The organism is Anaerospora sp., from assembly GCF_032013335.1.
In the GTDB taxonomy this organism is placed as follows: Bacteria; Bacillota; Negativicutes; order Sporomusales; family DSM-15969; genus Anaerospora.
Map to the genome: position 1 here is coordinate 39,236 of NZ_DALZUO010000010.1, position 13,020 is coordinate 52,255.

Here is a 13,020-nt window from a genome sequence, read left to right on the forward strand (position 1 = left end):
GATTTAAGGATGAAGGATAGGTGATAAGATATGCCGGTTGTTGTAAGTACAGTGCCCAAATGGCGGTTTGACACCTCTGAGGTGGTCGTGCCGTCTGAATGGAAGGTCATTTTTTGTAATCCGGCAAATGAAAAGGAGTTAGCGGAGGCTTGTAGAGAGGCGGATTGTCTGTTAGTGCTGGCCAGCTTTCCCGAAGTTACGGCTTCGGTACTGCAGCAGCTCAAGTCCGTTAAGCTTATTCAGGCAGTTGGCGCTGGTTATGACCGCATTGACGGTAAGGCAGCCGCAAAACTTGGGATACCGGTTGCAAACGTACCGGGAGCAAATGCGCAAACCGTCGCAGAATTTACGGTAGGTTCAATCATTGCCTTGCAAAGGCAGCTTGTGGTAGCTGATCGTGAAACCAAGGCCGGAAGATATAGTGACATTCGTAAGAGCTTATTAACAACCGGTTTACAGGAAATTGCAGGTAGCACAGTAGGCTTGATAGGTCTGGGGGCAATTGGCCGTCAAACAGCCAAAATATTGAAGTTTCTCGGTGCATCCATATATTATTACGGCCGGTCCCGCCAGTCTGCAGCTCTGGAAGCGGAGCTTGGAATACAGTACCAGTCATTGTCAAAATTGCTGACACAGAGCGATATAGTAAGTGTCCACGTTCCCTTAAATGATCAAACCAGGGGGCTAATCGGTCATGCGCAATTGAGCCTGATGAAGCAGGGGAGCTTGCTAATTAATACGGCACGGGGAGAAGTTATTGATGAATTGGCCTTGGCTGAAATGTTGGAAGCAGGCCGCCTGGCGGGAGCGGCAGTAGATGTTACTTATCCGGAGCCGCCGCCAGCCGATCATCCGTTGCTGACGCTTTCTCCTGGAGCTCGGGAACGGTTGTTGATTACACCTCATATTGCGGGTGTTACGGTAGGGTCTTTCCGGTGCATGCTGAAGCAGGCTTTGCAGAATATTGACAGGGTGCTGCATCAGGAAGTCCCGCACAATGTAGTAAATGGTTTGTAGGTGTCAAAAGAAAGGGGGGCTGACAAAATGAAAAAGGTATTAATCACTTCGAAGGCTTTTGGGAGCCAATTGGATGGCGGACATCGCAAGGAGCTTATTACGTTTTTTCAGGAAAACGGATGGCATCTAATTTGGAATCCGGCTGACCGCGCTATGAGTGCAAGCGATATTATCAATACAGATACTGAGCATCCATTGGATGCAATTGTGGTTTACTCCAGTTCTGATGAAATTAATAAAGAGGTTTTTGCTCACTGCCGAAACCTGAAAGTTGTGGCGAGACATGGTGTAGGCATTGAGAACATTGATACTGCAGCAGCACAAAAGGCAGGTGTTCAGGTAAAAACAACAGCAGAAATGCCTGGACACGAAACAGTAGCTGATTTGACGTTTGCTCTCATGCTTTCTGTGGCAAGAAAAGTAACGATTATTGATTCACAGCTGCGCGCAAATAACTGGTACCGCCCGATCAGCAGTGATGTTTGGGGCAAGACGCTTTCCGTTATTGGCCTGGGGCGCATCGGCAAGGCGGTCATTAAACGGGCTCAGGGCTTTGGGATGAAAATCCTTGTTCATACTAGTCACCCTGACCTGGACTATTTTGCAGAAAACAACATTACGTTATGTTCAAAGGATGAATGTATTGCTAAAGCTGATTTTCTTACTCTCCACTGCTCTCTAAATGAAGAGACAAGAGGCTTGATCGGTGTGCGGGAGTTATCGTTAATGAAACCTACAGCATATTTAATTAATACAGCCAGAGCCGGTCTCGTGAATCAGGATGCATTGCTTGCAGCAATAAAAAACAAACAAATTGCCGGTGTGGCAACGGATGTATTTGATATTGAGCCTGTTGTGGATGATCCTTTAATCAAGGAAAACCTTGATTCGGTTGTTGCGACAGCGCATGTAGGATCCTATACTTTTGATTCTATTAAGCGAATGGATTTTTTGGTTGCCGAAAACATTGTCAGGGCTGTTTCTTAGGGTTCTTTGCTCTTAAACAGGTGTTTTAGCATGAGTGTCAAACTACTTCTTAAAAGAAAAGCTACAGTGAGGAGTAAACAATGAGTCATTTTTTTGCCTTTTTGTCTCGCATGAAATTAATCCAAAGATGGGGCCTTATGCGCAATGTGGCAAAGGAAAACATCCAGGAACATAGTCTACAGGTGAGTATGATTGCGCATGGTCTAGCGGTTATCCGCAATACCTATTTTGAGGGTAATGTCGATTGTGCGAAAGTTGCGCTCCTTGGTATGTATCACGAAGTATCAGAAGTCTTTACCGGTGATATGCCGACGCCTGTAAAATATTTTAATCCTGAGATCCGGGATGTTTATAAGGGAATTGAGGCTTTAGCGCAAAAAAAACTGCATAACATGCTGCCCCAAGAGCTAAAAGCCAGCTACCAGTATCTCTTGATCAAAGAGGAGAGAGATGCTGAATTATGGAGCATTGTTAAAGCAGCAGATAAACTTAGTGCATATCTAAAATGTTTGGAAGAGCTGAAGGCCGGAAATCAAGAGTTTTCTGTAGCTGAAAAAATGATTAAGCAGGAATTGAACGAGTGTCCCCTGCCGGAAGTGAAATACTTCATGGAAGTATTTATGCCAAGCTTTTTATTGTCTTTGGATGAACTAAATGAGGAATGAAACAAGCATAAAACAGCTGCTCGTACCGGATGGTATGGGCAGCTGTTTTATGCTTACATTGCATTTCTAAATTCCAATGGAGTTTTCTTCGTAAATTTCTTGAAAAGAACCGTGTAATAATTCTGGTTGTTAAACCCTACAGAAAGAGCAACATCCAGGATAGAACCATGATCTTTTCGCAGCAGCTCTTTACTTTTCTCAATACGAACTTCATTTAAATAGTGAGAAAAAGTTTTTCCTGTTTCTTTTTTAAAAAGACTGCAGAAATAACATTTACTGATAGAGAGTGACTTAGCCACCTCACTTAGTGTAATAGGCTCATGATAGCGTGCATCAAGACAATCAAGTGCCTTTTTTACATATAAGCTATATGGCATTTTATAAAATTTTTTCACTTTTTGTTTTACATATAAACTATCTGCTGCAATATTGCGGACTAATGTAATGATATGAGGAATGCAGCAGTCGGGCTTATACAAGATGCCGGGAACAACGGTTTTCGGAGTGGTTGTATAAGGACCGAGAATATGCAGTCCTCTATTACTGTTTTTGGTGCAGATTAGAAATGCCGTATAAGAGAGCGGGCCGGTACAGATCATAGTTGCTGCCTGTTCGCCGCTAGACCCCAGGAGCTGCTGCTTGGCCTGTTCAAAAATATTTTGCTGGTCGAATAAGCTTTCCAGTTGCCTGGTATAGCCTGCTGAGCAAATGAGCGTGCCATCAAATTCAAAAGAACAGATAGGGATATGAGTACATAAAAACGTTTTATGAATGGTTTCCTGAATATGTTCTTTTACTTGCAATGCGATCCCCCCGTAAAAGTCTTTTGCAAAATAGCTAAATATCGCAATAAAAGTAGTAATATTTTGATAAGAGAATAGATAAAAAAATGATACGTTAATTGAGAAGGATAATCGGTATCAATTTATCTATAGTTAAAATAGTACTTAAGTAATGGCAAAGAAGCAAGACTTTTTTGTAAAGGCGGTCAAACAACAGCCTGTTGCCGTTATAAGGTAAAGGGAGCAGACGATGAAAAGAAAAACTTTAATTTTACTAGCAGGCATTATGCTGGTCATACTGAGTGGTTGCAGCCAGGAGAAAGAAACAAAGGCTGTAGTAAAAAATACCGGTCAAGTCAGGACAGTACAATATCTGGGTAAGGAATATACCGTTCCTGCCGGGATCGAGCGAATTGTTATTACTGGTGCACTTGAATCTTTGGAGGATGCAGTATTATTGAATGTGCAGCCTGTAGGCGCTATGACAGTTGGCGGTTCCTTCCCGGCTATATTGGCGAGCATTACGCAAAAGACCGTACCGATAGGTGAACAGAAACAACCTAATTTTGAAGCTATTTTAAAGCTGGCACCAGATATTATCTTAGGTAGTGATAAATTTCCCGCAGGCACTGCTGCACAACTGCAGAAAATTGCCCCTACTATCCCTGTCTCGCACATTGCCACCGCTGGTGAAGCAAACTTGCTGCTATTGGCAGATTTGACCGGTAAGCAGAGCGTGGCTGAAGAAATTCTGCAAAAGTACCATGAGCAAGTTAAGCAAATACAAGCACAGCTTCAGGAAAATGTGAAAGGGAAGAAGGTTATTGCTGTAAGATTTCGGGCAGGCAATATTAATATTTATCCGGAAGATGTTTTCTTTAATGAAATTCTTTATAAAGAATTAGGGCTGGTGGTGCCTGCAGAAATAAAGGCTGCTAAGGCTCAGGAAATTCTTTCGCTGGAAAAGCTGAGTGAGATGAATCCGGATGTCATTTTCCTGCAGTATGCAGCTGGAGAAAACCTTGCACAGCCTAAGGGCTTGCAGGATTTGCAGCAGAATGCTATTTGGAATAACTTACAGGCAGTTAAAAATAAACAAGTCTTTGTTAATGTAGTTGATCCTTTAATTCAAGGTGTGGCTATCGGTGGAAAACAGCAATTTTTGCAGGCCATTGCCGCAACATTGCAATGAAAAAAGGTAATAAAGTGAGCCTAATACTTACAGTTTCGCCAGTCTTACTGCTTGGTGTGACTATGTTATCGATTTTTTGTGGTGCGAAGACGATCGGCCTGGAAACGATCTTTGCTGCATTTTTGCATTTCAATCCGGCCGACGTTGATCACCAGATTATTATGAGCTCCCGTGTGCCCCGGGCTTTGGGAGCCTTGCTCATCGGCGGTGCTTTGGCCGTCTCAGGAGCGTTGATGCAGGGGATTACCCGTAACTATTTAGCTTCTCCGGGGTTAATGGGGATTAGCGACGGATCAGCACTAGCGGTTACGGTAAGTATGCTGGTGCTGCCAGATGCTACTGTTACTGAGCAGATGATCTACTCTTTCTGTGGATCAGGAATTGGTGCAGGCTTGGTTTTTGGTCTTGGCGCGGTGCTGCACAGGGGACTTTCTCCCGTCAGACTAGCCATTTTAGGAGCGGTCATTGGAAGTTTTTTAAGCAGTATAGCAGCGATATTGGCGTTGTATTTCCAAATTTCCCAGGATATCAGCTTTTGGTACAATGCACGTCTGCATCAAATCAATCCGGATAGTATTCGCCTTGCTGGCGGGATTATTGTGACTGGAATAATGGCAGCCTGGTGGTTGTCCCGTTCCGTTACAGTTCTTTCTCTAGGTGAAGAAGTAGCGGTGAGTCTTGGTCAAAGAATAATAGCAGTGAAAATAGCTGTTGCTGTTATTGTTATGCTTTTAACCGGTGCAGCAGTGGCGCTGGCGGGGAAAGTTGTTTTTGTCGGTTTAATTATTCCTCATATAGCCCGCTTTTTCGTTGGAGTAGATTATCAATGGGTTATTCCTTGTTCTGGGGTATTAGGAGCAGTATTTTTGGCTTTGGCCGATGTGGGAAGCCGCTTTTTAAACTATCCCTTTGAGACGCCGGTAGGCGTAATTACATCTCTGATTGGCGTGCCATTTTTTCTCTATCTGGCACGAACAAAAGGAGGAAATAAGGTTGTTTAACAGCAAAGAGCGTCAATTCAGGGCAGTAATCGCAACTGCAGCATGTCTTTTAGGGATAGTCCTGTACTTTAGTTTGACTTATGGCATATTTACTATAACGTTTCGCGAGGTGATCAATACTCTCTTAAGGATTGAGCCTGCTAAGGAATATGACTTGTTACTGTTTCAGTTTCGCATGCCCCGTATTGTGATTGCCGCTCTAGTGGGTGCTGGTTTAGGCCTGGCGGGAGTTGTTCTTCAGGGAGTATCCCGCAATGGCCTTGCAGATCCCGGTATTTTAGGCATTAATGCCGGAGCGGGCCTGGGGATTGTTTTGTTTTTGTTTTTTGTTCAAGGGAATTTTACAGCACTTGGCTGGCTGGCTGTGCTGGCTATGCCGCTCTTTGGCTTGGCCGGCGGATTAGGGGCCATGCTCTTGGTGTGGTTGTTTTCCTGGGAGAATGGAAGGCTTAATTCAGAACGCTTTCTGCTGACGGGAATTGCTATTAGTGCAGGACTTAGTGCCGCATCCTTATACCTGACTTTGAAGATGAATCCTGCTGATTTTCACATGGTGGCTGTGTGGCATACGGGCAGCATTTGGAATGCTAACTGGGAGTTTATTACTGCTACCCTGCCGTGGTTTGTTCTATTAGTGCCAATTCTCGTGTGTAAGGCATCCGTGCTGGATATTTTTCAACTGGAAATAAGCAGTGTGCGCAGTCTGGGCGTTTCAGTGGAGAAAGAACAGATCATTTTGTTGCTTGCCAGTACCGGTTTGGTTGGTGCCTGTGTCGCAGTAGCAGGAAATATTAGTTTTGTAGGACTGATCATTCCTCATATTGCTAAAAGGCTGGTAGGTATTCAACATAATCGCGTGATACCTGCAGCCATATTTTTGGGAATGCTGCTGGTAGTGACGGCCGATTTTGCTGCGAAGAATTTGTTTGCCCCGGCGGAAATATCAGTGGGAATTGTGATATCCCTACTGGGCATACCGTATTTTATTTATTTGCTGTATAAGGCAAAAGCATAAAGAAGGAGTACGAACCCTATGGGTATATTACATGCAAAAAAATTGCAGGCAGGCTATGAAAGCCATCTTGTTTTCCAGGAGCTTGATCTAACCATCGCGGCAGGAAAAATAACAACAATTATCGGCCCTAATGGTTGTGGAAAATCAACGCTGCTTAAGACAATGGGGAGAATACTCAAACCCCGGCAGGGTACAGTTTACCTGCAAGGACAGGAATTGAGCCGGATGGACACAATGATGATTGCCCGGAAGCTTGCGTTGCTGCCGCAAAATCCAGCGGCGCCGGGCGAATTAAAAGTAGAGGAATTGGTTGCCTATGGCCGCTTTCCTCATTGCCGCAAGCTGCATCAGCCTACAGCTGATGATCGGGCTATTATCGAGTGGGCGATGGAAGTTACTCAGGTTGCTCCTTTTCGCCAACGGGAAATTGGCAACTTATCCGGCGGCGAACGGCAGAAAGTCTGGCTGGCCATGGCTTTGGCGCAGGAGACGCAAATACTGCTGCTGGACGAGCCAACAACTTATCTTGATATGTCTCACCAGTTGGAAGTGCTGAAAATTGTGGAGCAGTTGAACCAGCGCCATCAATGTACAATTGTTATGGTGCTTCACGATATTAATCATGCTGCCCGGTTTTCCCATGAAATAGTTGCTATGAGAAAGGGAGCGATCCTCGCGGCAGGCACTCCACTTGAAGTCATTACACCGGAAGTGCTGCGGCAGGTATTTGAGATTGAAGCAAGAGTGCTAGTAGAGGAAATAAGCGGCGCGCCTGTATGCTTTAGTTATGATACTATTCAATAACAGCAGCGTTTCCTGCGGAGGAAGTATGACCGCAATAATAGAGAAAATAATGCTTGGCACAAGAGAAATTACGATATTGCTGCCGCCTGACTATGTAAAAGGAAGGGAGAATTTTGCAGTTGCCTATATCCATGATGGCGGGGACTTGCTGTATAAGCAATTAGCAGCTGTAACGGAATTAATGGCCGGAGGCAAATTAGCGCAGATTATCTTTGTCGGTATAGCTGCAGAGCAGCGTCTGGACGACTATACTCCCTGGCCGGCAGCGGCACTTGCAGCAGGATACCGTGATTTTGGTGGAAAAGGAGATCAATACCTTGCTTTTGTGGTAAACGAAGTAAAGCCGTACATCGATAGGAAATATCGTACCAGTACCAGTCCTGAGCATACCGGGATTATCGGGGCATCGCTGGGGGGGCTGATTTCTCTCTATGCGCTATACCGATATCCTGACATTTTTGGCAGATTTGGCTCTATTTCAGGGTCTTTCTGGTATGAGGGTTTTATTGAGTTTGTGAAAGAGAACCGGTTACAAAACATGAAAAGCCGGATTTATATGGATGTGGGCAGCCGGGAAGGTGCTGGGAAAAATAATATTCAACGGGAAATGCTTATACGGACCGGTGAAGTATATAATCAGTTCCTGGAGCAGGGCTTGCCTGCTGCTAATTGCAGGTATTGGATCAGTGAGGGAGATACGCATGGGCAGCTTTATTTTATGCAGCGATTTCCCGCTGCACTGAACTGGTTATATCCCCTGAAATAAGGGCTGTGGCATTAAGAAATTAGTGCGATGGCCCGCTCGTATACAGGAGGAAAAATCCCGATTACGTACTTTTGGCAATTACCCCAAAAGTACCAAAAATGCTAGGCCTATCTTCCAATAGCCTTGGAAAACTGCCAGCTTACTAAAATTCGTAAACTCGCTATCGCTCAAACAGTACGAATTTCTTAACGTAAGCCGGCAGTTTTCCATCCTTCGGACCGGCTATTTCCAGAAGGGCCAAAAAGACGGGAAGAGATACGAAGGAACCGTAATCTCGTGAAAAGCCAAAAGAGGAGGTGCCTCAAGCGTTAGTGAGACAGCTCCTCTTTTGCGTGTAATGATGGCTATATTCTCTGGGGAATAGGTGGCAGCTTAGCAGCAAAATCAAAGAAATCAGTATAGGAGCCCCGGTAATCTGTGACAATTTCGCCGCCTCTGTGAATGATGTGATCATCAATCAAATATGTTTTAATTCCTACTTTGCGAGCAGCAAGATCCTCCTGAACATCATTGCCAACCATTAGACAGTTTTCCGGTGATTCGTTGATACTAGTTAAAACCTCACGAAAATAGGCCGGATTAGGCTTACAGTAACAATTATTCTCGAAAGAGGAAATGTAGCTGAAGTCAGCTGCATTAAGTCCAGCCCAATTAAGGCGGTGTATATTGGCTTTTATCGGGAAAATAGGGTTTGTTGCAACAACAAGCTGATAGTTTTTTTCTTTCAGTATCTTGATAGTAGCAGCAATTTGAGGATGTGGCGGCAGAATTTCCTGTAAGTTGAGGAATGCTGAATCGTAAAAGGAAGAAAAACGCTCAATATAAACCTGGATATCTCCTGGTATGAGCGTTGCAAGATGCTTAATAAATACTTCTTCATTTCTACGGTTTTCCTGATTATGCAGCATTGCATTAGTTGCAGAAAGTACATGCGTAATCAATTGTTTTCCGTCTATTAAATCAGCAAAAAAAATACTTAATTGTTTGCAGTAGTTTTTAGTGAATTGTTCGAGGCTCATAGGCAGCAAGGTGCCGTCTAAATCAAATAAAATAGTTTTCATTATTGTACTCCTTGTAACGTGCAAGCTATTAACAATATTAGAAAATTGTATCAGGTACTTTATCAATGTGCAACTGCATAAAGGGAAGAAAGAAGCAAAAGGCTGGCAGACCGCAAGGGTCTGTCAGCTTTTTTATCAGTTTAGCTTATTTAGCTTTTTTAGCAAAAGTACCGGCACACTCAGAATAATCGCCTTGTCTGATCCGGGCTACTTGAGACGCAGCGAATTGCTGAGCGTGTTCCAGTGTGTCGAAAGTCAGCTTACCACTTTTGATCCAGTAAGAATAGTACTCTAAGTCCAGCTCTTTATGGGTAATGGCTACCGTAAAGCGGTCTTCTTCGTGTTTTTCCAGTAGGATGGTACAGTCAGGCTGTTCGCTAATCCATTCACGCTTAATTATGCCCCAGTCAACGGTTTCTTTATAGTGAAATTCCATCGTCACATTACCTCCTTATTAGCTTAAATTTGAGTGACAGTTCTTTTAGCAAAGCCTGGTAGGAACTTCTATCAAGGCACTAATTTTTCTTAATTTGGATATTCCATATTATACTAATACTTCCTGCTAGGTTTTGATATTAATAAATAATTATTTTAATTATTAAAAAATGAAAAAGATAAATAAATAATGTTAAATAATTATTATTATCTATTGAAATTTCTCCATTAATGATTTACAATAGTTTCAATAAATAAAATAAAAATTAGTTAATAATAATTATCGTTAAGAGGTGTACATAATGGAGAATAAAAAAGAGGATATTATTCAATTATCAGAAGAAGAAATTGCTGAAGTTTTTCGTGAGGCTAATAGGATTTTAAGCGAATTATTCCAATCAGAAGAACTCGTCTGAGTTTTCTTTACCATAAGTTGCGTAACAGGGTCTCTTGCAGGAGCCTGTTTTCTTTTTTTGCACATGAAACGTATAAGGCATGGGCAAAATTAATATAAGCTTTAAGGAGGTGCCTGTTATGAATTATTTTCATTGGGGAGCGAGGATGATCTGTAAGAGTTCGCCGGCGCTGCTGCTGCTTGGCGGAGCGGCACTGGCATGCTGCTCACAGCCTGTGCGCCGGGGATTACATCGTATGGCGGTTCAAGCTACAAAGGGAATTTTAATTGTTAATGATGAAGTAAAGAATTTAGCGTCTAAAACATCTGCTACCCATACTTGTACAAAATGTCATGGCCGCCGTTTGGCTGTGGCGGCTGTCGGCGGCGTTTTAACGGTAAAAGAAAAAGCCGGTGCAGTCTGTAATCAATTCAGTACTATCGTTGAAGAGGCCAGAGTAAATCACGAGCTGAGCAGGCATATAGCACAAGATACGTCCAGCAATGATCAGTTCTATGATGAAGTGAATGATCTTGACAGGCCAAATCAAGTAGTAAAAAAACGAATAGTCGCTCAAAAAATTGTAGAGTGAGCAAACACATTTGACTTATTTAAAGGAATCTGTTACATTAATAATAATTACAGATTGCCCTAAAGGGGAGTAGCTATCAAGATAGAATCAACATACGGCTTGCGCCTGGTTCTATCGTTGGTTAATTGCCAATCAGCGAGACCTTTAGTATAGTTTTCTATACTAGATGTCTCCTTTTTATTTAGTTGCCCCTATGGAGACGTTAACCCTTCGGTATAGAAAACTATACCGAAGGGTTTTTTAATCTTATTAGTCTATTTTAAAAGGAGTGAAGGTATATGGAATTTCTGTCAACTGAGTTTTTATGGGCCCTTCTGTCAATTATTTTTATCGATCTGGTACTTGCTGGTGATAATGCCATTGTTATTGGTATGGCTGCGCGCAAACTTCCGCTAGAGCAGCAAAAAAAAGCAGTTATCTGGGGGACTGCAGGAGCTATTGGCATTCGCTTACTTTCGACACTTGTTGTAGTGTGGCTGCTTAAAATTCCTGCTCTTATGATCATAGGTGGTATATTGCTCATATGGATAGCATGTAAACTGTTAATCGAAAAAAAGGAACATGATCTTGGCGCGCCTGATAGTCTTGCAAGTGCTGTAAAGACGATAGTAATTGCCGACGGTGTTATGGGAATTGATAATGTAATCGGTGTTGCAGGCCTGGCACACGGGAATATGACCTTAATAATCATAGGAATATTAATTACTATTCCTATCGTTATCTGGGGCAGTACAGCGTTTATCAAACTGATAGAACGCTATCCGGCTATTGTCTACATTGGTGGCGGTATTTTGGCCTGGACCGCTGGTGGAATGATAGCCGGTGACGTTATCTTTGAAAAATACTTTTCAGGCGTTCCCTATATCCGTTCAATAGTTAGCTTTACTACCTTACTTGGTGTTATGCTTATTTCCTGGATGCATAATCGCAAAAAAGCTATCCGACCTGCCTAAGGGCAGGTCGGATTTTACTTAATTGAATGATTATCGGCTCTGGACTTTAGCTCTAAGGTGCAGTTAGTAGGTGATAAGCGCCGTGAGTTGAGAATAACGGTTACGGTGCAGGCATTAAGCAAGAGTCCTGCCCCAACAGGCGACAAGAGACGCAAGGTGGCTAACAACATACCTGTGCCATTAAACCAGGTAGTCAAAATTGCATTCTGACGAATGATTTCATTTGTCTGCTGGCTAAGACGGATAAGCTCATCTAGCTTTCGGGGATCATTGTCACAAATGACAACATGGGCTGCATACCCGGCTTTTTTTACTGAGTCCTGGCCGAGGGCAATAACAAGTTCATCAGCTAATGGTGACGGGACCGCAAAACTCTGGGGGGATAGTTGTTCAGCAAATTTTATTGCCTGTGCTTCTTTGATAAAAATACGTTGTTTGGCGGCAGCTAACATTGCTGCGTCGAGTGCGCTGCTCCGTGATAGTGCGGCGGTAACAGGACAGCCGGCTACTAATACGGCAAGACTGCGCATCGCATCGCGCGTTGTCAGATAAAGAATACCGGCAATACTCACAGCTAACAGCAGCCTTGCTTTATAGTGAATGGGGGAAGGTCTTCCTGTTAGAGGCCGGGATTGTGCTGCGGCGGAGACGGGGAAAGCGGTTTTGCACGGGAGCAACCTATTTAGATGCTGCTTAGTCTGCTGTTGCAGAGTATGCCCCGATAAATTAGTCATATATACCAGCCATAAAACAGACAGACCGGCAATACTTTCGCGCATCGTAAGCAAAATAAGAGTCAGGCTAAACAAGAGAAGCTCAGCATTGAGCTTTTTTTTCTCAGCTATTTTGTGAAAGCCGGACTGCAACACCGGATATCCGCCGATAATTGTTGCCAAGGCAGCTAGGCTGATAAGATAAGGAGAGGAGGAAAGCGGTGATTTCCCCAGCAGAAGACGTTTTATAATCAATGCGGAGATAACAGCTCCTGCAGCCAGAGGATACAGGAGCTGCAGCATATTCGCTGAAGCATTTTGTTCGTGAATTGGGTGCCACAAAGAGGTAGAGTCCGAGGTAAGCCGGAGCTGAATTGCACGATCAATCAGTTGTTCAATCTGTGGCAGGTTTAGCAGTCGAGGATTGAAATAGATCAGTGCTCTGCCTGTCAAAGGGTTGGCGGTAATGCTGCGTATCCCTTTCTCCTCTGATAAGCGGATGATTAACTGACAAGCAAGGGAGCGGTTGTTTCTAAGACCTCTAATTGCGATACGTAACCGGCCGGGAATTAAGGTATAATCTTTGTTTGTTATAACAGATGCGGCCAAGGCAATTGCTCCTTCCCGGTGCAGCTCCCTGCT

Annotated in this window: 14 protein-coding genes; 10 read left to right on the forward strand and 4 right to left on the reverse strand. The window is 43.5% G+C overall.

Annotated elements, in window-relative coordinates; all coding sequences use genetic code 11:
* Positions 1-30 precede the first annotated feature (30 nt).
* The 3 genes from RTR76_RS10085 (at position 31) to yfbR (ending at position 2,669) form a co-directional block, all read left to right on the forward strand.
* Positions 31-1,017, forward strand: coding sequence for a 2-hydroxyacid dehydrogenase (locus tag RTR76_RS10085; RefSeq protein WP_312520074.1), 987 nt, complete (start codon positions 31-33; stop codon positions 1,015-1,017).
* Between the two features lie 27 nt (positions 1,018-1,044).
* Positions 1,045-2,004 carry a phosphoglycerate dehydrogenase gene (locus tag RTR76_RS10090; protein WP_312520077.1) on the forward strand — a complete coding sequence of 320 codons (960 nt, stop codon included), beginning with the start codon at positions 1,045-1,047 and terminating at the stop codon, positions 2,002-2,004.
* An 80-nt stretch (positions 2,005-2,084) separates the two neighbouring features.
* Positions 2,085-2,669: a 5'-deoxynucleotidase gene (gene yfbR / locus RTR76_RS10095; RefSeq protein ID WP_312520080.1), complete on the forward strand. Its 585-nt coding sequence runs from the start codon at positions 2,085-2,087 to the stop codon at positions 2,667-2,669.
* Between the two features lie 53 nt (positions 2,670-2,722).
* On the opposite strand, the gene RTR76_RS10100 is transcribed toward yfbR, so the two are convergent.
* Entirely contained in the window at positions 2,723-3,472 is a 750-nt protein-coding gene (locus RTR76_RS10100) for an AraC family transcriptional regulator (protein WP_312520083.1), read from the reverse strand.
* 229 nt (positions 3,473-3,701) lie between these two features.
* On the opposite strand from RTR76_RS10100, the gene RTR76_RS10105 reads away from it, so the two are divergent.
* From RTR76_RS10105 to RTR76_RS10125, 5 genes are read left to right on the forward strand one after another with little or no spacing between them, the layout of a single operon-like run.
* Positions 3,702-4,643, forward strand: coding sequence for an ABC transporter substrate-binding protein (locus RTR76_RS10105; protein WP_312520085.1), 942 nt, complete (start codon positions 3,702-3,704; stop codon positions 4,641-4,643).
* Between the two features lie 14 nt (positions 4,644-4,657).
* A complete protein-coding gene (locus RTR76_RS10110) occupies positions 4,658-5,644 on the forward strand; it encodes an iron ABC transporter permease (RefSeq protein ID WP_312520088.1) in 987 nt (328 codons plus the stop codon).
* On the forward strand, positions 5,637-6,659 hold the full coding sequence (locus RTR76_RS10115; RefSeq protein WP_312520090.1) for an iron ABC transporter permease: 1,023 nt from the start codon (positions 5,637-5,639) through the stop codon (positions 6,657-6,659). Before RTR76_RS10110 ends, RTR76_RS10115 begins: the two co-directional genes overlap by 8 nt.
* 18 nt (positions 6,660-6,677) lie before the next feature.
* Positions 6,678-7,463, forward strand: coding sequence for an ABC transporter ATP-binding protein (locus tag RTR76_RS10120; protein ID WP_312520092.1), 786 nt, complete (start codon positions 6,678-6,680; stop codon positions 7,461-7,463).
* Positions 7,464-7,488: 25 nt separating this feature from the next.
* Positions 7,489-8,229, forward strand: a complete 741-nt coding sequence (locus tag RTR76_RS10125) for an alpha/beta hydrolase-fold protein (protein ID WP_312520095.1) — start codon at positions 7,489-7,491, stop codon at positions 8,227-8,229.
* A 344-nt stretch (positions 8,230-8,573) separates the two neighbouring features.
* On the opposite strand, the gene RTR76_RS10130 is transcribed toward RTR76_RS10125, so the two are convergent.
* Together RTR76_RS10130 and RTR76_RS10135 are read right to left on the reverse strand one after the other, a co-directional pair.
* Positions 8,574-9,290 carry an HAD family hydrolase gene (locus RTR76_RS10130; protein ID WP_312520098.1) on the reverse strand — a complete coding sequence of 239 codons (717 nt, stop codon included), beginning with the start codon at positions 9,288-9,290 and terminating at the stop codon, positions 8,574-8,576.
* A 145-nt stretch (positions 9,291-9,435) separates the two neighbouring features.
* Positions 9,436-9,726: a hypothetical protein gene (locus RTR76_RS10135; RefSeq protein WP_312520101.1), complete on the reverse strand. Its 291-nt coding sequence runs from the start codon at positions 9,724-9,726 to the stop codon at positions 9,436-9,438.
* A gap of 533 nt (positions 9,727-10,259) precedes the next feature.
* Here RTR76_RS10135 and RTR76_RS10140 point away from each other — a divergent pair.
* Complete coding sequence (locus RTR76_RS10140; RefSeq protein WP_312520104.1) at positions 10,260-10,712, forward strand: hypothetical protein; 453 nt, start codon at positions 10,260-10,262, stop codon at positions 10,710-10,712.
* 278 nt (positions 10,713-10,990) lie between these two features.
* Positions 10,991-11,665, forward strand: a complete 675-nt coding sequence (locus RTR76_RS10145) for a TerC family protein (RefSeq protein ID WP_312520107.1) — start codon at positions 10,991-10,993, stop codon at positions 11,663-11,665.
* Positions 11,666-11,679: 14 nt separating this feature from the next.
* On the opposite strand, the gene RTR76_RS10150 is transcribed toward RTR76_RS10145, so the two are convergent.
* Entirely contained in the window at positions 11,680-12,987 is a 1,308-nt protein-coding gene (locus RTR76_RS10150; protein WP_312520110.1) for a hypothetical protein, read from the reverse strand.
* Positions 12,988-13,020: the final 33 nt, after the last annotated feature.